This is a genomic window from Actinosynnema sp. NPDC091369, from assembly GCF_044757065.1.
Classification (GTDB): Bacteria; Actinomycetota; Actinomycetes; order Mycobacteriales; family Pseudonocardiaceae; genus Actinosynnema.
Genome location: NZ_JBIVUG010000011.1, coordinates 162,692 through 181,106, shown reverse-complemented (window position 1 = coordinate 181,106; position 18,415 = coordinate 162,692). Strand labels below are relative to the sequence as shown.

Sequence of the window (18,415 nt, the reverse complement as noted above, 5' to 3'; positions counted from 1 at the left end):
CCCCTTCCGGTTCCGCCCTATTCCGGGTCAGTTCCGGATTGAACGCTACTGGCCGAGGTCCGATTGAGCGCGCAATAGTGCGGTGATTCGCCACATTGGTGTGGAACCCTCACCTTCTACCACGCGCAAAGCGTCGCGGAGCGCATTCAGCCCACCCTCGTGTTCGAGGCACGTCAGCAGCAGTGCGCTCACGTGCAGCGCGGCGGTGGGGTGGTGCGGCACGGCGCCGGCGAGGGCCGGCGGCAGGAGGTCGAGCACGAGCCGGCGGGACTCCTCCCGCTGCAACGACGGCACCGCCATCAGCGCGTGGAACAGCGCGTCGGTGTCCGGCACGCGGGCGTCCAGCAGCCAGACCGGTTCCGGCACGTCAGGCACTCGCACCACCAGGTGACGCTCGGGTTCCGCGATCGGGCGAACGCCGGTGCAACCGTCCGTGACGGCGATCGTGACCGGACGGGTGGTGGCCACGTGCGCGGACCGCAGTTCGTCCGAGCGGAGCACGGCGAGGGCGGTGGCGATCCCGCCGAGGGCGACGGCCACCCGCAGGCGGAGCGGTGTCGCGGACGCGTGCGCGGCTTCGGTGAGCCGCACCGCGAACCGCTCCGACGGCGGGCGGGTGAGGAGCACGGCGTCGTGGCCCGGCGCGGCGCGCGCGGGCCCGTCGAGCGCGGCCAGGACCAGCCGCCGGCCGTGGTCGAGGTCGGCGGCCCGGTCGGTGGCGAACGCGACGACGGCGTGCCCGGATGTCAAGCCGCTACAGCTCCAGCCCGGTCAGCACCAGGACGCGCGCCTCGGTCAGGTCCTCCATCGCCGCACGCACCCCCTCGCGGCCCGTCCCGGACTCCTTCACCCCGCCGTACGGCATCTGGTCGGCCCGGAAGCTCGGCACGTCGCCCACGATCACCCCGCCGACGGCCAGCCGCTTGGCGGCCCGGAACGCCACCCGGACGTCGTGCGTGAACAGGCCCGCCTGCAACCCGAACCGCGAGGCGTTCACCCGGTCGAACGCCTCGTCCACCGAGGGCACGCGGTCCAGCACCACCACCGGCCCGAACACCTCCTCGTCCACCACCTTGCACGCCGGCGGCACGTCGGCCAGCACCGTCGGCTCGTAGGTCGCGCCCGACCGGCGGCCACCGGTCAGCACCCGCGCGCCCGCCGCCACCGCCTCGTCCACCCACGCCTCGACCCGGCGCGCGGCGGCCTCGTTGATCATCGGGCCGACGTCGGTGGCCGGGTCGGTCGGGTCGCCCGTGCCGAGCTTGCGCACGTGCGACACCACGGCTTCGGCCAACGCCGGGTACACGTCCTGGTGCGCGTACACGCGTTGCACCGAGATGCACGACTGCCCGCCCTGGTACATCGAGAACGTGGCGATCCGCTGCGCCGCCCAGTCCAGGTCCGTCCAATCCGGACAGACGACGGCCGCCGCGTTGCCGCCCAGCTCCAGCACGACGTGCTTGCGCGGCACGCGCTCCAGGATCGAGTAGCCCACCGGGCCGGAACCGGTGAACGACACCACCGGCAGCCGGGGGTCCTCGGCCAGCGCGCCCGCCACCTCGTTGGGCACCGGCAGCACCGACCACGACCCGGCGGGCAGGTCGGTCTCGGCCAGCAGCTCGCCCAGCAGCAGCGCGACCAGCGGCGTCGCCGGCGCGGGCTTGACCACGATCGGCGCGCCCACCGCCAGGGCGGGCGCGACCTTGTGCGCCACCAGGTTCAACGGGAAGTTGAACGGCGCGATGCCCAGCACGGGGCCGCGCGGCGCCCGCCGCACCAGCGCCAGCCTGCCGCTCGCCGCCGGGTCGGTGTCCAGCCGCTGGAGCTCGCCGGAGAACCGGCGCGCTTCCTCGGCGGCCCAGCGGAACGTCGAGACCGCGCGGGTGACCTCGATCCGCGACCACTTCACCGGCTTGCCCGACTCGGCGGTGATCAGCGCGGCCACCTCGTCCGCGCGTTCGGCGAGCCGGCGCGACACGTGGTCCAGCGCGGCGGCCCTCGCGTGCGCGGGCAGGGCGGCGAACTCGTCCGCCACGGCGTGCGCGGCGGCGACGGCCCGCTCCACGTCCTCGGCGGTCGCGTTCGACGTCACGCCGGCGAGCGCGCCGTCGTGCGGTGTGCGGATCTCGACCAGGTCATCGCTCGTCGCGGGCTCGCCCGCGACCCAGTGCGGCGTCGTCACCGAATGGCTCCTTCAAGCACGTCCAGGCCCTCGGCCAGCAGCTCGTCCGGGATGACGAGCGGTGGCAGCAGGCGGATCACGTTCCCACGGGTACCGCAGGTCAGCACGACGACGCCGGCGGCGTGGCACGAGGCCGCGACCCGGGCCGCCTCGTCGGCGGAGGCCAGCTCGACGGCCAGCATCGCACCGCGCCCGCGCACCTCGACCACCTCGGCGGAGGTCAGGGCGCGCAGGCGCGCCAGTACGGTCGCCTCGATGCGCCGGGCGGCGGCGTTGAGGTCCAGCTCGCGCATGGTGTCGACGGCGGCCAGGGCGGCGGCGCAGGCGATCGGGTTGCCGCCGTACGTGCCGCCCAACCCGCCCGCGTGCACGGCGTCCACCACGTCCGCGCGCCCGGTCACGGCGGCCAGCGGGAGGCCGCCCGCGATGCCCTTCGCCGTCACGACCAGGTCCGGCACGACACCCTCGTGGTCGCACGCGAACCAGTCGCCCGTGCGGCAGAAGCCGGTCTGGACCTCGTCGGCGACCAGCAGCACGCCGTGCGACCGGCACCAGTCGGCGAGCGCGGGCAGGAACCCCGGCGCGGGCACGACGAAGCCGCCCTCGCCCTGGATCGGCTCGACCACCACGCACGCGATGTCGTCCGGCCGGTCGATCGCGGCGACGGCGCGCCGGGCCGCTTCCTCGCCGGTCAGGCCGTCGTGCAGCGGGTAGGAGCCGGGGACGCGGTGCACCTCGGGCGTGAACGGGCCGAAGCCGTGCTTGTAGGGCAAGTCCTTGGCGGTCATCGCCAGGGTGAGGTTCGTGCGGCCGTGGTAGGCGTGGTCGAGCACCACGACGCCCGGCCGGCCGGTGGCGTGCCGGGCGATCTTCACCGCGTTCTCCACCGCCTCCGCGCCCGAGTTGAGCAGCACCGACCGCTTGGCGTGCCCGCCGGGTGCCAGCTCGGCCAGCCGTTCGCACACCTCCACGTAGCCCTCGTACGGCGTGACCATGAAGCAGGTGTGGCTGAACCGGTCGACTTGCTCGCGCACGGCCCGCGCGACGGCGGGGGCGGGGTTGCCGACGCCGGTCACCGCGATGCCGGAGCCCAGGTCGATCAACCGGTTGCCGTCGACGTCGACCAGCACCCCCGGCTCGGCGTGGTCGACGAACACCGGGAGCACCGAGCCGACGCCTGCCGCGACCGCGCCCTTGCGCCGCTCGGCCAGCTCGCGTGACCGGGGTCCGGGGATCTCCGTGCGCAGTCGGGCCATGGGTCCAGCATCGACCGGCGCGGCGGCGGGCGACAGTGTCCACGGTGGCGAGCCAGTGGCGGTGGACTGTACACAGTGTCCATGGCGTTGACGGTCGGGCGGTTGGCCCGCGAGGTCGGACTGGACGTGCGCGTGGACGCGGGGCTCGACCGGGTGGTGGCGTGGGTGCACAGCACCGAGCTGGCCGACCCGACGCCGTTCCTGGAGGGCGGCGAGCTGCTGCTGACCACGGGCATCGCGCTCGGACCGCACCGCGAGTACGTGCGGCGCCTGGTGGCGGCGGGCGCGGTGGGGCTCGGGTTCGGCACCGGGCTGAGCCACGACCGCGTGCCCGACGACCTGGTCGAGGCCGCGCGGGACGCCGGGCTGGCGTTGCTGGAGGTGCCGCGGGCCACGCCGTTCATCGCGATCACCAAGGCCGTGTCGCGGGCCGTCGCGGCGGACGAGTACGCGGCGCTGGCGCGGGCGGGCGCGGCGCAGCGGTCGCTGACCCGGGCCGCGGTCGGCGACGGTCCGCCGGGCGTGGTCCGGCGGTTGGCCCGGCTCATCGACGGCGCGGCGGCGCTGCTCGACCCCCACGGCACGCCGGTGCACGTGGTCGGCTCGCTGCCCGACCTCGCCGGGCACGTGCGGCGGCTCGCGTCGTCCGGCGGGCCGGCGGGCGCGGCGTGGCCGGACGGGGAGCGGCACGTGGCCATGCAGGTCCTCGGTCGGCGCGGCTTCCTCGCCGTCGCGGCGCGCGGGCCCCTGGACGCGGGCGTGGTCAACGCCGCCGCGTCGCTGCTCACCGTGGCGCTGGCCAGGTCGGACGAGGTCGACGCGGTGCGGCGGGAGCTGCGGGGGGCGCGGTTCCGGCTGGCGCTGGCGGGCGTGCCGGTGGAGGGGGTGCCGGAGGGGTCATTCCGGGTGTTCGTGCTGCGCGAGCCCGCCGAACCGGACGGGTTCTGGGCGGAGGTGGACGGGCGGGTGGTCGTGCTGGCCCGAGCGGTGGACGTGCCCGCGCACGCGTCCAGTCCCGTGGACGCGGGCAGCGTCGCCCGCGGCTACCGGGAGGCGCTGCGGGCGTGCGAGGCGGGCGTGCCCACGTTCGAGGAGGTCGCCGGGTCCGGTCTGCTGGCACCGGACGCGGCGCGGTTCGCCGCCGCCCTGCTCGCGCCGCTGGACGACGTGCTGCGCGAGACGCTGCGGGAGTGGCTGGCGTGCCACGGGCAGGCCGACCCGGCCGCCGCCCGGCTGGGCGTGCACCGGCACACCGTGCGCAACCGGCTCCAGCGGGTGGAGCGGCTGCTGGGTCGTTCGCTGGAACCCGCAGGCGTGCGCGCCGAGCTCTGGCTGGCGCTGCACGCCTGACCGTACGCTGGGCGCACACCGCCGCAGACCGCTCCTCCCGAGGGGGATCTCTTGGCGCGCTCCCGATTGCTCGCTCACGCGGGCGGTGTCCTCACCGTCACCGCGCTCCTGCTCGCCGCCGTGTTCACCAGCCCGGCGAGCGCCTGCATCTGCAACCCCGGCAACGAGGCGTTGCGCTACCAGCAGGCCACCTACGTGTTCTCAGGCGTGGTGGTCCACGAGAAGGTCGAGGAGACCGCGTACCGGTACACGGTCGCGGTCGACACCGAGTACAAGGGCGATGTGCCGCGCCGGGTCTACGTGCTGACCCAGCGGAACAACTCGTGCGGCCTCAAGCTCACCGTGGGCGAGGCGTACCTCGTGTTCGCCAAGGGCGACGCGTCCGACCGCCGCGTGGAGACCGACCAGTGCAGCGGCATCCGGCCGGCCTCGGGCGGCCCGCCGACGACCACGGGCCCGGCGGTCACCACCACGACGACCGCGCCACCCACGACACCCTGCGCGACGGCGACGCCGTGACTTCGCGTCGGAGACCACCCGGCCGGGTGGTCTCCGACGCGGCACGGTGACCGTACGCTGAGTTGACACCGCCGCTGACCACTCCTTACGTACCCGAGGGGGATCTTGTGGCGCGTTTTCGCTTCTTAGCCCACGCGGCCGGTGTCGTCACCGTCGCCGCCGCCCTGCTCACCGCCGTCCTCACCACTCCCGCCAGCGCGTGCAGCTGCCTGCCCAGCACGGAGGGGCAGCGCTTCCACCAGGCGAGCCACGTCTTCGCCGGGGTCGTGCTCGGCGAGACGCTGGAGGCGGGCGACCCGGCCTCGCGCTACGACGACAAGTACCGGTACGCCGTCGCCGTGGGCCGCCAGTACAAGGGCAACGTGCCCGCGCAAGTCGACGTGATGACGTCCACCGTCGGCTCGCTGTGCGGGATCAGGCTCGCCGTCGGCGTGGAGTACGTCGTGTTCGCGCACGGCGACTCGGCCGACGGCCGGGTGGAGTCGCACCTGTGCAGCGGCACCCGGCCCGCCTCGGCCGGCCCGCCGGTGACGACCCTGCCCTCCAGCAGCACCACGACCCCACCGACGACCACCTGCGCGACCGCCACGCCGTAACGGCACGGGTGGCGGTTTTCACCAGGCCGTACGCCGGAGATCACTCGACCGGGTGGTCTTCGGCGTGCGGCTCGCCGGCCCGTCACCCTCCGCCCACCCGATTCTCGTAGTCTTCGTCCGGCGTCGGAGCAGCTTCGGCATCCTGAAGAAAAGGGTGGTTTGTGAGGGGCGGACAGCGGGTAGGCCGACGCGGAACGACGAACGGGGTGGCTGGCCCCACCCCGGGACCGGTACCTTCCGGCGTCCGGGCCGACGTCGTCGACACAGCGGAGGTTCAACCGGATGTGGGACGGTGACCTGACCGGGGAAGTCGTCGACGGCAGGTACGCCCTGGGCAGCCTGTACGGCTCGGGCGGCATGGCCGAGGTGTACCGCGCGGTGGACACGCGGCTGGACCGCGAGGTCGCGATCAAGTTCTTCCTGGGGCAAGCGTCCGGCGAGGACCGGATCCGGCTCGACCGCGAGGCGCAGGTGCTCGGCGAGCTGCGGTGCCCCGGCCTGGTCGAGGTGTACGGCACCGGCAGCTTCCGCGGCCGGCCCTACTTCGTGATGCAGGCCGTCGAGGGCGGCACGCTGCGCCGCCGGATGCGCGGCGCGATGTCGCCCGAGGTGGTGGCCGCGATCGGGGCGCAGGTCGCCGGCGTGCTGGCCTACGTGCACGCCAACGACGTGGTGCACCGGGACGTGAAGCCGTCCAACATCCTGCTCGACACGGCCGGGCGGCGCGCCTACCTGGCCGACTTCGGTCTGGCGTTGCAGGGCCAGGTCACCCGCGTGACCAAGTCCGGGATCCTGGTCGGCACGGCCGGCTACCTCGCGCCCGAGCAGGTGCGCGGCGGCGACGTGCTGCCGGCCGCCGACGTGTACGCGCTGGGCCTGGTGCTGCTGGAGTGCCTGACCGGGCGGCCCGAGTACCCGGGCGGCGACACCGAGGCGGCGCTGTCGCGGCTGCACCGGGAGCCGCGCATCCCGGCCAACCTGCCCGCGCCGTGGACCGACGTGCTGACCGCGATGACCGCGTCCGACCCGGCCAAGCGGCCGTCGGCGCTGGAGTGCGAGCGGCTGCTCGCGCAGGCGCAGCGGGCGAGCGCGGGCCTGGCGCCGCTGGTCGACGTGGCGGTGGTGGACCGGGTCGCGGAGGACGAGCCCGAGCCGAAGACCGGCAACCGGGCGTTGCTGGTGGGTGCGGCGGCCGCGGCGGCGGTGCTGGCCATGCTCGGTGTGCTGCTGCTGGGCGACCAGAGCGCGCCGGAGCCGGGTGACCGCGCCGGTCGGCCGACGACCAGCGGCGTGCCGGAGCCGATCGCCGAGGAGGCGAACAACACCGGTGTGGCCGTGCCGGGGAACAACCCGTCCACGGTGACCGTGGTGCAGGGTGCCTCGCAGGACGCCCCGCCGGCCGGGAGCACCGGGAGCACCGGCGGCACCACGACGGTCGACGCGACCTCCACCACGCCCGCGCCGACGACCACCAAGGCCACCCGCGAGACCCAGGTGCGCCTGCCGACGAACACTCCGGTCGTGATCGCCCCCAACCCGGGCCCGCCCACGGTGACGGGGCCGCCGTCGAAGGAACGCGGCGGCGCGGCCCGGGGCTGACCCGCGTGCCGCCGCCGGGAGGCGGAGGTTCGGGGGAGACAGGTGCAGGCGCGGGTGGGAGAGGACCGCCTGCGACAGGGCCGGGCGTGGCGGGCAGGGCGGGTCGAGTGGTGCGGGCCGAGCGGTGCGGGCCAGGCCGGGGCCGTGGCCTGACCCGCGTGGCCGGTCAGCGCAGGGCGGGGAGCAGTTCTCCCTTGGCGAAGTCCAGGAACTCCCGCTGGTGGTCGCCGCCGATCTGCACCAGCGCCAGGTCGGTGAAGCCCGCTTCGCGGAACTTCGCCACCGCCTCCACCACCGGGCCGACGTCCGGGCCGCACGGGATCTTCTCGGCCACGTCCTCGGGGCGCACGAACTGCGTCGCGCCCGCGAACCCGGCCGTGCCGGGCAGCTCCGAGTTGACCTTCCAGCCGCCCGCGAACCAGCGGAACTGCTCGTGGGCGCGTTCGACGGCCGCGTCGCGGTCCGGATCCCAGCAGATCGGCAGCTGGCCGATCTTCCGCGACCGCCCGCCCTGGAAGACGTCCCACTCCTGGCTCAGCGCCGGGTCCGGCTCGGTCGCCACCATCGCGTCGGCCAGCGGTGCGAACGTGCGCACCGACTGCCCGCCCGACACCGCGACCGCGATCGGCACGCGCTGCTCGGGCAGGTCCCACAGCTTCGCCGAGTCGACCCGGAAGTGCTGGCCGGAGTAGTTGACGTACCCACCGTCGAACAGCTGCGAGATGATCTCCACGGCCTCGCGCAGCAGCTCGTGCCGCACGTTCACCGGCGGCCAGCCGCGGCCGACGACGTGCTCGTTCAGGTTCTCGCCCGCGCCGATGCCCAACGTGAACCGGTTGCCCGACAGCAGCTGCACGGTCGCCGCCTTCTGCGCCACCACCGCCGGGTGGTAGCGCACGGTCGGGCAGGTCACGTAGGTCATCAGCTCGACCCGCTCGGTGGCCTGCGTGACCGCGCCCAGCACGCTCCACGCGTACGGCGCGTGCCCCTGCTCGTCCAGCCACGGCGAGTAGTGGTCGCTCATCACCTCGAAGTCGAACCCGGCCTGCTCGGCCAGCCCCGCGTGCTCGACCAGCTCGCGCGGCCCGGCCTGCTCGGTCATGAGGGTGTACCCGATCCGCACGATTCCTCCTACGCCATCGGCAGGTCGGTGAGGTCCGCCCGCAACTCGTCGAGTCCTTCGTAGACTGCCGACGCCCCGGCCTCCCGCAACTCGGCCTCGCCGAAACCACCCGTGCGAAGGCACACCACCGGCAACCCGGCGCGCGCGGCGGCGGCGCAGTCCCACACCGAGTCGCCGATCACCACGGCCCGGCCGTTGCCGTCGACCCGCTTCAGCGCCACCTCGATCAGGTCCGGCGCGGGCTTGCTGTCCTCGACGTCGTCCGACGAGGTGGACGTGAGGCCGACCGCGTCGATCAGCTTCAGGTAGTGGTCCACGTGGTGGCGCTTGCCCGAACTGGCCAGCACGACGGTGAAGTCCTGCTCCAGCGCGGTGGCGACGAGGCGGTGCGCGCCCTCCAGCGGCCTGATCTCGGCCAGCATCGGCTCGAACGCCACCTCCCACGCCTTGCGCAGGTCGTCACCGTGCCGGCGTTCCACGTGCTCGCCCGCGACGGCGGCGACGAGCTTGTCGCCGCCCATCCCGATGGCCCGGTGCAGCCGCCAGGTGGGCACGGTGAGGTCGAAGCGGCGGAACGCGCGGTACCAGGCGACCGCGTGGTGGTAGTTGGTGTCCACCAGCGTCCCGTCGACGTCCAGGACGAGCGTGTTGGTCATGCGGCCTGGTTAGCCAGACCTCATCACGCGCAAACCGGCCGACCGCGCGAAGCGGGCCAGCGCCCGTTCCAGGTCCGGGTGCTGGTCGGAGGTCGTGCCGAGCGGCCACACCAGCAGCCAACCGTCGTCGCCGGCGGGCCGGATCCTCGCCTTGGTGCGCACGCGCAGACCGTAGGCGTCGTCCGCGACGCGCCGGATCTCCAGCCGGCCCACCTCGCGGGCGGTGAACTCGTGCGACCAACCGTGCCACGACACCACCAGCCGGTGCGGCTCGACGCGCAGCCGGTTCGGCCGCCACGGCACGCCGCGCACGTGCCAGTGCACCGCCGCGACGCTCGTGAGGAAGACCAACGGGGACACCCACAGCGGGACGAACAGCCGGGCCACGGTGCTCAGCGCCAGGAGCGCGGCCAACGCCGCCGAGCCGGTGATCGTCAGCACGGCCCACGTCGGCGACACCGCGTTGGCCTGCCGGAACAGCACCTCGCTGCCCCGGACCGGCACGGTGGTCGGCGCGCGTCGCGGCGCGGGCGCCACCGTGGCCAGCCGGTCGCGCAGCCGCACGTGCCGGAACTGGTAGACGCCGCCGACCCGGCGCAGCACGCCCGCCCGGTGCGCCTCGCGCAGGAACTCCATCGCCGCCCACGGCAGGCGTCCGGTCAGCGCCAGGCCGACCCTGGTCACCGCCCACCGGCCGGACGCGTTGACCAGCAGCGCCACCGCGCCGCACCCGGCCCACGAGCCGACCATGAACACCGCGCCCAGCAGCAGTTGCACCACGACCGGCTTGCCCGCGTGCAGCGTCGGCAGGTACATCAGCGAGCCGACCTGCGGCGCGACGAACAGCAGCGCCGCGTGCACCGCCTTGCGGTCACCGCGCAGCAGCTCGTCCGGGTCGACGGCGCGGTCCGCGTCGACCGGTGACATCAGCACCGACTTGCCCAGGCCGAGCAGCACCGCCAGCGGCAGCAGGAACCACCCGAAGCCGTCGCCCGCGGACGCCAGCGGCAGGCCGATCAACGCCGTGCCGCCGACCAGGCCAGCCGCGGCGAGCGCCGCCCGGCGCGGTCGGTGCCGTGCTTCCTGGACCAGCGCGCGGACGCGCCTGCGCCACGCCAAGCTGCCCGCCCTGCCCGTGGGGTCGCGGCCGTCGGCGGTCAGCGGACCCGAGGTGAACTCCACGAGCAGCCACACGACCGCGCCGATCGGGAAGCCCAGGGCGGTCGCGATCCAGCCCACCCGGGCCGGGTCGGTGAAGTGCAGGTCCGCGAGCAGCATGGCCGTCAGCACCACACCGCCGACCAGCGAGGCCAGCGCGAGGAACGCGACCCGCGCCGGGCGGGCCCGGCCCAGCCGCCACCAGGCGATGTCCTGCTCGCGGCGTTCGGTCAGGTGGTCGGCCAGGAACCGCAGGTACCGGGTGGCCCGGTCGACGTCCCACCGGCCGCAGTGCTCCTCGTCGAACGCGGCCGGGATCAGCCCGTCCAGCAGGTGCGCCTCGACCGCGGCGCGATCGGGCAGGCGGAGCAGCTCGGCGGGGTCGGCGGCGGGGGAGCGGTAGACGCGGCGGGCCAGCCACACCGCCAGCGGCGTGGACAGTGCGGCGGCCAGGTCGCCCTCGGGCCGGCCCTCCAGCTCGTCCACCACCGGCCGCCACGCCGGCAACCGGTCCGGTGTGACGGCCGTGCGCAGGTGCGCGACCACGGCGGGCGCGGTGAGCGGGGCCGCGCGCAGCACCGCCGCCGACCGCAGCACCCCGCCGCCGGCGACGGCCGTCGCGTACTCCGCGGCCCGGCACGTGACGATCACCTCGCCGAAGCCCTTGTGCACCGCCGCCAGCGCCGGGCCGCGCACCGGCGCGGGCAGTTCGTCCAACCCGTCCAGCACCGGCAGCACCCGCCGGTCGCGCACCAGCCGCTCGACCGCGGCCCGGCCGTGCGTGACGTGCAGACCGGGGTACTCCTCGGTGATCCGGCGCAGCAGCCACTCGGCGGGCCGCTCGCGGACCGGGTCCCACGACGCCGCCGACAGCAGCACCGGGACCGTCTGGCCCGCGCGCAGCCCTACCAGCAGTTGCTGCGCCAGCAGCATGGCGAACGTGGTCTTGCCCGACCCCGGCTCGCCCAGCACCACCAGCCTGCCGCGGGGCAGCGCGCGGAACGCCTCGGCCAGCCGGACCAGGTCGTCACCCTCGGGCACGGGGCCGCCGACGTTCTCCGGGTGGTCGGCGTCCGCGCGGCCCGCCCGCCACCACACCGGCAGCGGCGCGGGGTCGAACAGGTCCCGAGCGGCCGACTCGTCGCGCCACTGGGCCAGCACCAGCCCGGCCAGTTCCGCCGCCGCCAGGTCGACCGGCCCGGCCGCGGGCGGCAGGTGGACGTGCACGTCGCCGTGCACGTCCCGGGCCTGCAGCACGAACCAGGCTTGGCCGTCGAAGCTGTTGCGCATCCGACGGCGCGGGTCAGCCGCGGGCGGGAACGGAGTCCAGGAACTCCTCGATCAGCCGGACCCACTCGGTCGGCGCCTCGACGGCGGGGGAGTGGCCGCTGTCCAGCTCCTCCCACCGCGCGCCCGGGATGAGGTCGGCCAGCTCGCGCGTGGTGCCCGCCGCGATCAGCCGGTCGTGCTTCGCGCCGATCACCAGCGTCGGCACGTCCAGCGACGGCAGCTCGGCGCGCAGGTCGATGCGCTGCACCAGGTCCACCTGCTCGGGTGTGCCCGCCGGGATGGTGAGCGCGATCAGCTCCAGGAAGCCCTCGGTCTGCTCGGCGGTCATCCGCCGCAGGAACGGCTCGCCCAGCGCGATGGACATGAGGAAGCGGGCCAGCTCGGCGCGGTCGCCGTCGACCAGCCGCCGCCACTGCCGCATCCGCTCCCGGGTCTCGTCGTCGATGCGGGCGAACCCGGCGGTGAGCACCAGGGCCGTCACCCGCTCCGGGTGCCGCTGCGCCGCGCGCACCGCGACCGCGCAGCCCATCGAGTAGCCGACGACCGCGAACCGCTCCTCGCCCTCGGCCGCCGCCACCAGCCGATCGGCCAAGTCGTCGAGCTCCAGGGGACCGGTCGCGCGCGGGGTCGTGCCGGAGCCGGGGAAGTCGACCGCGTGCACCTTGCGGTTGCGCGACAGCCGCGGGATGAGCGGGCTGAAGTTGGCGCGGACCGTGCCACCGGCCCCGTGGGCGAGCAGAAGTGCGGGAGTCACGCGCCCGATTCTGCCGGTCCGGGGCGGTGCGCCGCCGCTGTTTCCGGGTTGTGGTGGATCACGGTGACCGGCGGTTGAGATGTGCTGCGAGGTGTGCGTGGGGTGCGGCGTCAGCCGACGTAGACGCGGATCGACGTGCCGTCGTCGCGGGTGTGCACGCGGACCAGGTCGCACAGCAGGTTCACCAGCATCACGCCGTACCCGCCGTGCGGGTTCACGCCCGGGTTGCGCCTGCCCACCATGGGGTTCGCGAGCCGTCCCGCGTCACGCACCTCGCACACCACCGCGCCGCCCTCGCGCCACAGCAGCAGCGTGCCGGAACCACCGCCGTGCACGACGCTGTTGGTGGTCAGCTCGTTGACCGCGAGCACCAGGTCCTCCACCTGGTCGGCGGTCAGGCCCGCGTCGGTGGCGAAACCGGCCACCAGCCGGCGGGTCGTGCCCAGGCCGTCCAGGTCGAACCGGCGGGTCAGCGCGTCCGGCGGCGGCGCGGGCAGCGGCCGGTTGAACTCCTCGGCGACCAGGAACGGCTCGCGGTAGCCGGTGCTCGGCCTGCGCCGCAGACCTTCGACCACGACCGGGTGCGTGCTCTCCGCGTCCCGCACGGCCTCCGGCGTGAGGTGCGCCGTGTCGTACGGGCACAGGATCCAGGCGGGCCGGTCCTCGAACGCGGTGTTGATCAGCGCCTCGTGCTGCACGCACGCCGGGTACTCGAGTTCGGTGCGCTCCGGCCACACCGGCTCGCCGACGATCCGCACCCGGCCGGTGGCGGCGTTGGTGTCGGTGAACGCGGCCAGCACGCCCGGGATGATCCGGCCCGGGTTGCGCCCGGCGCGCCGCATGTCCAGGAACTCGACCTGCTCGGCCTGCCCGCCCAGCGCGCGGCGCAGCAGGTCGATGCCGCGCGCGGGCACGGCCACCAGCACCGGCTCACCCGCGGCCAGGCCCTCGCGCACGAACGGCACGGTCCCCGCGAGGTACTGGTCGTCATCGCGGTAGAGCAGTGCCTCGTGCACGAAGTCGACCACCTTGGGGAACCTCCGAACGGGTAGCTGACGGGGAGGTCTGCCCGTCCAGTATCGCGCCCTGACACCGTCACGGGAGCGGCCTGCGCAGGCAGACGCGTGTCGCCGGGTCCAGACCGCGTGCGGTCTCACCCGCGACGACGGCCGCCAGACCTGGCGAGAGGTCCGCCACCTCGTGGAACCCCAGCCGTCGATAATAGGGCCCGTTCCAGGGGATGTCGCGGAACGTGGTCAAGGTCAACGCGTCGAGCCCGCGCGTCGCGGCCCAGCGCCCGACGTGGTCGAGCAGCGCCGCCCCGATCCCGCGCCGGGCGTGGTCGGGGTGCACGCAGATCTGCTCGACGTGCGCCGCGCCGTCGACCTCCTCCACCGCGACCCAGGCCACCGGGTGCGGGTCGACGGCCACCCAGACGCGCAGGTGGGCGAGGGCGTCCAGCGGCAGCGGGTCGTCGTCGGCGATCTCCGGCATGCCGAAGTCGCGGAACGGCTCGCCCGAGGCGCGTTCGATCGGGGGCAGCAGCGGCAGCTCGTCGGGCCGGGCGGTGCGGATCTCCACCGCCGCATGATCAGCCGGCGGTGAGGTTCTGCTCAACCTCGTGGGCGAGGGCTTCCAGCATGCGCGACGGCAGCTGCTCGTCGGGGCAGCCGTCCACGCGCAGCTCGGCGACGCTGCCCGCGGCGCCGGCCAGGGAGACCCGCAGCTCCCCGCGGCAGCCGCGGTCGGCGAGCGGTGACCAGGTCAGGAGCAGCTGGTCGTAGTCGGCGGCCAGGCTCACCTGGTGCGGCCCGTCGTGCGCGCGCAGGATCAGCACGTCGTCCGAGCGGCCGACCACCTGGTAGGGGTCGGGCAGCCACGAGGCCAGGCGCGCCGGGTCCGCGGCGGCGTTGAAGACCAGGTCGGGCAGGGCGGGGACGTCTCGTCTCGCGTGGATGGTCACGGCGTCACGGTTACCCCGTTCGAGCAACCGCACACGGGGTAACCAGCGGGCATGACGGCAGCACAGGAACCGGAACCGCGGGACGAGCAGGTCGACGCGGTCGACCCGGACGAGGTGGCGGAGGAAGCGCCGATCGACCCGACGCCGCAGGAGGTGGACGAGTACCGGGCGTTGATCGGGGACGAGGTGCCGGAGAACGGGGACGCGGTCGAGGGCAGGGGTGCGGCCGAAGGCGTGGGAGCGGTGAGCCGCGGGCGCCGGGGGCCGGAGATCCCGGAGTTCTGAGCCGCCGGCCGTTCCGCGCCGCGAGCCGCGGGACCCCTCAGCCCGAACCCGGTTCGGTCATCCCGCGCATGGCCCTGGCCTTCACCGGGTCGGGCAGGACCCGGCCGGCGACGGCCTGGGCCTTGCGCAGCGAACCGGCCACCACGTGGTCGTCGCCCGCCATCAGCGCCTTGAACCCCTCCCGCGCGACGTCCGCCGGGTCGTCCTTCGGCCCGGTCGCCACCTTGGTGTCGGTCATGCCCGCCCGGCGGAAGAAGTCGGTGTCCGTCGGTCCCGGCATCAGCGCCGTCACGGTGACCCCGCTGTCGCGCAGCTCCTCCCGCAACGCCTGCGAGAACGACGCCAGGAACGCCTTCGACGCCGCGTAGACCGAGTGGAACGGGCCCGGCGCGGTCGCCGCCACCGACGACGTGAACAGCACCCGCCCGGCGCCGCGCTCCACCATCGCGGGCACCAGCCGCTTGGCCAGGTGCACCGCCGAGGAGATGTTGAGGTCCACCACCCGCAGGTGGCTGCGCAGGTCGCTGTCGTCGACGAAGTCGCCGCCGACGCCGACCCCGGCGTTGACCGCCAGCGCGTCCACCGGCCGGCCCACGCCCTCGACCACCGCGACCAGGTCCTCGTTGCCCTCGAACGTGGCCAGGTCCGCCCGCACCGGGTCGACCCGCGCCCCGCCCGCGGCCAGCTCCCGCGCCACGTCGTGCACCACGTCGTTCTCCGCCGCCACGACCAGGTCGAACCCGTGCTCGACGAACACCTTCGCCAGTTCGAGCCCGATCCCGCTGGACGCGCCGGTCACCACCGCCAGGGGCCGCTGCGAAGCACTCATGGCCGTGAACTACCCGGAACCGGATCACCCAATCCGGTTTCACCCGATGCGCCTTTGGGCACTCCTTGCGGTACCTCTCCTCGCGAATGGCGGTGACGTATGTCCAGACGACCCGGTCAGGTCGGTGTGCTCGACGTCGGCTGCTTCAGCGCGCACCTCGTCGTCGTCTCGGGCTCCCCGCTCCACCCGGTCGTCTCGCACAAGACCCGCCTCCGCCTCGACCAGGCGCTCGACCGGCGCAACCGACTCCGCCCGGAAGGCGTCGAGCAGGTTGTGACCGCTGTCCGCACCGCGCATCGCATCGCCGAACGCGCCGGCGTGTCCGGCTTCGTGCCGTTCGCGACCTCCGTCATCCGCGACGCGCCGAACGCCGACGAGGTCATCGCCGAGGTGGCCCGCCGCACCGGCACCCAGCTGCGCGTGCTGCCCGGCAAGGAGGAAGCCCGGCTGGCCTACCGGGCGGCGCGGCACTGGTTCGGCTGGCACGTCGGCCCGCTGCTGGTGCTCGACGTCGGCGGCGGCACGGTGGAGCTCGCGGCCGGGGAGGACGTGGAGCCGTCGTTCACGCGGTCGCTGCCGTTCGGCGCGCGGACCACGACCCGGCGGCTCGGGCTGCACCGGACCCCGACCCGCGACCACCGCGGCCTGGCCCGTGAGCAGGTGCTGGTGCACGACCGCGTGGTGGAGGCGCTGGCGGGCACGTCCGTCGCCGACCACCGGGCCGTCGGCTGCTCGAAGGTGTTCCAGCAGCTGGCGCGGCTGGCCGGGGCGCGACCGCAGCACGAGGGGCCGTTCGTGCCGCGCACGCTGCGCCTGGCCGACCTGCGCGGCTGGATACCCCGCCTGGCCCGGATGCCCGCGCCCCGGCGCGCCCGGTTGCCCGGCATCTCCCGGCACCGCGCGGAGCAGTCGTTGGCGGGTGCCCTGGTGGCGGAGGCGTTGATGGTGGCGACCGGGCACGACGAGGTGGAGATATGCCCGTGGTCGACCAGGGAGGGGTTGCTGCTCTCCCTGATCGGGACGGGCGATGACGACGAGTACTGCCGGGTGGCGTGAAGGGATCGGGATGCTGGCGCTGTCGGTCGAAGCCCACCGGACGGGGTGCGCGGTGGTCGTGGCGACCGGGGAGTTGGACCTGGCGGGAGCGCGCCGGGTGCTGGACCGGATGGACCGCCTGGTGAGCGAGGGGCGTGACCGGATCGTGCTCGACATGTCCGGGGTGGCGTTCTGCGGCGCGCAGGCGATGAGCGCGTTGGTGCGGACGCGGGCGCGGGCGCAGCGGGCCGGTGGGTGGTTGCGGTTGGCGGCCGTGCCGCCGCACGTGCGGCGGGTGTTCGAGCGGACGGACCTGGACCGGTTGTTCCCCCGGTACCCGGATGTGGCGTCGGCGGCGTCGGGGCGGGCGGTGCCGAGCGGGGAGCAGCAGCGTGCTGCGGCTGCCGGGGCGGTCGGGGACGCGGGTTCGGGCGCGGGCATGGGCGGGGCGTCGAGCAGGGGTGAGGGCGCGGGTGCGGGGAGTGCGGGGGCGCGGGGCGCGGGCGGCGGGAGTGCGGGTGCGGCGGATGGGGTGAGAACGGTGTCGCCGGGTCGGCGGGTGTCGCGTCGCGGGTCGGGTGGTGCGGCGGCCCCTGCTGTTTCGGGTGGTGATCGCGGGGTAGTCGAGGAGCCACCGTCACAGGCGAGGTGATTCCCGATGAGTGCGACCACGCGGGTGCCGCACCCGGTCCGCGGTGCGGCGATGGCGGTCGCGGTCGTTTTCCTGCTGGTGGGTGTGCTCGGGTTCGTGCCCGGGATCACCGCCCACCTCGACCGGATCGCGTTCGCCGGGCCCGGGTCCGGCGCGCACCTGCTCGGCGTGTTCCACGTGTCCGTGCTGCACAACCTGGTGCACCTGCTGTTCGGCGCGGCCGGCCTGGCGATGGCGCGCACGGCGTCGACCGCGCGGGCGTTCCTGATCGGCGGCGGCGCGGTGTACCTGGTGCTGTGGCTGTACGGGCTGGTGGTGGACAAGGCCGGCCCGGCGAACTTCGTGCCGGTCAACACAGCCGACGACTGGCTGCACCTCGGCCTCGGCGTCGGCATGATCGGGCTCGGCCTCGCGCTCAAGGGCAACCCCCATGCCCGCAGTGCCTGACCTCGTCGAGGCCGCCTTCCGCGCGCTGGCCGGCGCGCGGGACGCCAAGGCTTTCCACCCGCGCGGCCGGTGGTTCGAGGGCGAGCTGACCACGACGTTCGACCCGGCGTTGCCGCTGCCGGTCGGCGAGGTGGAGGTGTGCGGCCGGCTGTCCAAGGGCGTCGGGACGCCGGGCGGGCTACCCGACGTGCTCGGGCTGGCGTTCCGGCTGCCGGGGCCGTGGGACGTTCTGCTGTCCACGTCCAGGTCACGGGTGCTGCCGTGGCCCGCGCGGACGTGGACCAGCGGCCGGTACGGCAGCATCACCCCGTTCCGCTGGCGCGACCGGCTGGTGTGGCTGGCCGCCGTCCCGGACGCGCGTCGGACGCGGTCGGCGGCGTTGGCCGACCTGCCCGCCGAACTGGGGTTCACGCTGGAGGTCGGGCCGCCGTGGCGGCCGGTCGGGCGGCTGGTGACCCGTCCGCTGGACGTCGACCGGGACCTGCCCGCGCTCGACCCGGTGCTGAACCGGCCGGAGGGCCTGGAACTGGCCCCGGCGGTGCTGGCGCGGGCGCGGGAGAGGGCCTATCGGGGTAGTCGACGCGGCCGATCGCCCGATCCGGTGACTGCTCCGGACGCATGGTCGGCCGTTGCACCGGGTAGTCGAAAGCCGTGATGAAGCCGTCGCTCTCCGGAACCGTGCGCGTCGCTCGTCACCGGAAGGCCGGTCCCGCGTGGCCGC

The 18,415-nt window shown here is 74.7% G+C and carries 20 protein-coding genes; 9 read left to right on the top strand and 11 right to left on the bottom strand.

All coding sequences use genetic code 11. The annotated features are described in order from the left end of the window. Positions 1-45: 45 nt before the first annotated feature. Genes ACIQMJ_RS32360 through gabT form a run of 3 tightly spaced genes read right to left on the bottom strand, consistent with a single transcriptional unit; the run spans position 46 to position 3,438 of the window. Positions 46-750 carry an effector-associated domain 2-containing protein gene (locus ACIQMJ_RS32360; protein WP_499764788.1) on the bottom strand — a complete coding sequence of 235 codons (705 nt, stop codon included), beginning with the start codon at positions 748-750 and terminating at the stop codon, positions 46-48. A 4-nt stretch (positions 751-754) separates the two neighbouring features. Next, entirely contained in the window at positions 755-2,182 is a 1,428-nt protein-coding gene (locus ACIQMJ_RS32355; protein WP_499764787.1) for an aldehyde dehydrogenase family protein, read from the bottom strand. Continuing rightward, positions 2,179-3,438, bottom strand: a complete 1,260-nt coding sequence (gene gabT / locus ACIQMJ_RS32350) for a 4-aminobutyrate--2-oxoglutarate transaminase (protein WP_499764786.1) — start codon at positions 3,436-3,438, stop codon at positions 2,179-2,181. The genes ACIQMJ_RS32355 and gabT overlap by 4 nt, the downstream gene beginning before the upstream one ends. Positions 3,439-3,519: 81 nt before the next feature. Between gabT and ACIQMJ_RS32345 the strand changes: the two genes are divergently transcribed. The 4 genes from ACIQMJ_RS32345 (at position 3,520) to ACIQMJ_RS32330 (ending at position 7,502) form a co-directional block, all read left to right on the top strand. After that, entirely contained in the window at positions 3,520-4,788 is a 1,269-nt protein-coding gene (locus ACIQMJ_RS32345; RefSeq protein ID WP_499764785.1) for a PucR family transcriptional regulator ligand-binding domain-containing protein, read from the top strand. A gap of 51 nt (positions 4,789-4,839) precedes the next feature. Then, positions 4,840-5,307 carry a hypothetical protein gene (locus ACIQMJ_RS32340; protein ID WP_499764784.1) on the top strand — a complete coding sequence of 156 codons (468 nt, stop codon included), beginning with the start codon at positions 4,840-4,842 and terminating at the stop codon, positions 5,305-5,307. A 107-nt stretch (positions 5,308-5,414) separates the two neighbouring features. Further along, positions 5,415-5,903 (top strand): hypothetical protein, encoded by a 489-nt coding sequence (locus ACIQMJ_RS32335; protein WP_499764783.1) that lies wholly within the window; start codon positions 5,415-5,417, stop codon positions 5,901-5,903. A gap of 282 nt (positions 5,904-6,185) precedes the next feature. Then, positions 6,186-7,502, top strand: a complete 1,317-nt coding sequence (locus tag ACIQMJ_RS32330) for a serine/threonine-protein kinase (protein ID WP_499764782.1) — start codon at positions 6,186-6,188, stop codon at positions 7,500-7,502. A 166-nt stretch (positions 7,503-7,668) separates the two neighbouring features. On the opposite strand, the gene ACIQMJ_RS32325 is transcribed toward ACIQMJ_RS32330, so the two are convergent. The 7 genes from ACIQMJ_RS32325 to ACIQMJ_RS32295 all read right to left on the bottom strand — a co-directional run bounded on the left by ACIQMJ_RS32325 (position 7,669) and on the right by ACIQMJ_RS32295 (position 14,446). Then, positions 7,669-8,625, bottom strand: coding sequence for an LLM class F420-dependent oxidoreductase (locus tag ACIQMJ_RS32325; RefSeq protein WP_499764781.1), 957 nt, complete (start codon positions 8,623-8,625; stop codon positions 7,669-7,671). A gap of 8 nt (positions 8,626-8,633) precedes the next feature. Then, complete coding sequence (locus ACIQMJ_RS32320; protein WP_499764780.1) at positions 8,634-9,281, bottom strand: HAD family hydrolase; 648 nt, start codon at positions 9,279-9,281, stop codon at positions 8,634-8,636. Between the two features lie 9 nt (positions 9,282-9,290). Then, entirely contained in the window at positions 9,291-11,729 is a 2,439-nt protein-coding gene (locus tag ACIQMJ_RS32315) for an NACHT domain-containing protein (RefSeq protein ID WP_499764779.1), read from the bottom strand. Between the two features lie 13 nt (positions 11,730-11,742). After that, a complete protein-coding gene (locus tag ACIQMJ_RS32310) occupies positions 11,743-12,483 on the bottom strand; it encodes an alpha/beta fold hydrolase (protein WP_499764778.1) in 741 nt (246 codons plus the stop codon). A gap of 110 nt (positions 12,484-12,593) precedes the next feature. Then, a complete protein-coding gene (locus tag ACIQMJ_RS32305) occupies positions 12,594-13,511 on the bottom strand; it encodes an anti-sigma factor RsbA family regulatory protein (protein ID WP_499764777.1) in 918 nt (305 codons plus the stop codon). A gap of 67 nt (positions 13,512-13,578) precedes the next feature. Further along, complete coding sequence (locus tag ACIQMJ_RS32300; protein ID WP_499764776.1) at positions 13,579-14,064, bottom strand: GNAT family N-acetyltransferase; 486 nt, start codon at positions 14,062-14,064, stop codon at positions 13,579-13,581. 10 nt (positions 14,065-14,074) lie between these two features. After that, positions 14,075-14,446 carry an SRPBCC family protein gene (locus tag ACIQMJ_RS32295; RefSeq protein ID WP_499764775.1) on the bottom strand — a complete coding sequence of 124 codons (372 nt, stop codon included), beginning with the start codon at positions 14,444-14,446 and terminating at the stop codon, positions 14,075-14,077. A gap of 51 nt (positions 14,447-14,497) precedes the next feature. On the opposite strand from ACIQMJ_RS32295, the gene ACIQMJ_RS32290 reads away from it, so the two are divergent. Continuing rightward, positions 14,498-14,731, top strand: coding sequence for a hypothetical protein (locus tag ACIQMJ_RS32290; RefSeq protein WP_499764774.1), 234 nt, complete (start codon positions 14,498-14,500; stop codon positions 14,729-14,731). 37 nt (positions 14,732-14,768) lie between these two features. Here the strand turns inward: ACIQMJ_RS32290 and ACIQMJ_RS32285 are convergent, their stop codons facing one another. Further along, positions 14,769-15,560: an SDR family NAD(P)-dependent oxidoreductase gene (locus ACIQMJ_RS32285; protein WP_499764773.1), complete on the bottom strand. Its 792-nt coding sequence runs from the start codon at positions 15,558-15,560 to the stop codon at positions 14,769-14,771. A 99-nt stretch (positions 15,561-15,659) separates the two neighbouring features. Between ACIQMJ_RS32285 and ACIQMJ_RS32280 the strand changes: the two genes are divergently transcribed. From ACIQMJ_RS32280 to ACIQMJ_RS32265, 4 genes are read left to right on the top strand one after another with little or no spacing between them, the layout of a single operon-like run. Then, on the top strand, positions 15,660-16,616 hold the full coding sequence (locus ACIQMJ_RS32280) for a Ppx/GppA phosphatase family protein (protein ID WP_499764772.1): 957 nt from the start codon (positions 15,660-15,662) through the stop codon (positions 16,614-16,616). Continuing rightward, positions 16,588-17,247 (top strand): STAS domain-containing protein, encoded by a 660-nt coding sequence (locus ACIQMJ_RS32275; RefSeq protein ID WP_499764771.1) that lies wholly within the window; start codon positions 16,588-16,590, stop codon positions 17,245-17,247. The genes ACIQMJ_RS32280 and ACIQMJ_RS32275 overlap by 29 nt, the downstream gene beginning before the upstream one ends. Before the next feature lie 6 nt (positions 17,248-17,253). Next, complete coding sequence (locus ACIQMJ_RS32270; RefSeq protein WP_499764770.1) at positions 17,254-17,694, top strand: DUF4383 domain-containing protein; 441 nt, start codon at positions 17,254-17,256, stop codon at positions 17,692-17,694. Continuing rightward, entirely contained in the window at positions 17,678-18,349 is a 672-nt protein-coding gene (locus tag ACIQMJ_RS32265; protein ID WP_499764769.1) for a hypothetical protein, read from the top strand. The genes ACIQMJ_RS32270 and ACIQMJ_RS32265 overlap by 17 nt, the downstream gene beginning before the upstream one ends. Positions 18,350-18,415: the final 66 nt, after the last annotated feature.

Excerpts from the sequence above, each read along its gene's own strand:
- ACIQMJ_RS32270 (WP_499764770.1), top strand. The coding sequence starts at position 17,254 with ATGAGTGCGACCACGCGGGTGCCGCACCCGGTCCGCGGTGCGGCGATG.
- ACIQMJ_RS32315 (WP_499764779.1), bottom strand. The coding sequence starts at position 11,729 with ATGCGCAACAGCTTCGACGGCCAAGCCTGGTTCGTGCTGCAGGCCCGG.
- ACIQMJ_RS32320 (WP_499764780.1), bottom strand. The coding sequence starts at position 9,281 with ATGACCAACACGCTCGTCCTGGACGTCGACGGGACGCTGGTGGACACC.
- ACIQMJ_RS32285 (WP_499764773.1), bottom strand. The coding sequence starts at position 15,560 with ATGAGTGCTTCGCAGCGGCCCCTGGCGGTGGTGACCGGCGCGTCCAGC.
- ACIQMJ_RS32280 (WP_499764772.1), top strand. The coding sequence starts at position 15,660 with ATGTCCAGACGACCCGGTCAGGTCGGTGTGCTCGACGTCGGCTGCTTC.
- ACIQMJ_RS32265 (WP_499764769.1), top strand. The coding sequence starts at position 17,678 with ATGCCCGCAGTGCCTGACCTCGTCGAGGCCGCCTTCCGCGCGCTGGCC.
- ACIQMJ_RS32290 (WP_499764774.1), top strand. The coding sequence starts at position 14,498 with ATGACGGCAGCACAGGAACCGGAACCGCGGGACGAGCAGGTCGACGCG.
- ACIQMJ_RS32345 (WP_499764785.1), top strand. The coding sequence starts at position 3,520 with ATGGCGTTGACGGTCGGGCGGTTGGCCCGCGAGGTCGGACTGGACGTG.
- ACIQMJ_RS32275 (WP_499764771.1), top strand. The coding sequence starts at position 16,588 with ATGACGACGAGTACTGCCGGGTGGCGTGAAGGGATCGGGATGCTGGCG.
- ACIQMJ_RS32330 (WP_499764782.1), top strand. The coding sequence starts at position 6,186 with ATGTGGGACGGTGACCTGACCGGGGAAGTCGTCGACGGCAGGTACGCC.
- gabT (WP_499764786.1), bottom strand. The coding sequence starts at position 3,438 with ATGGCCCGACTGCGCACGGAGATCCCCGGACCCCGGTCACGCGAGCTG.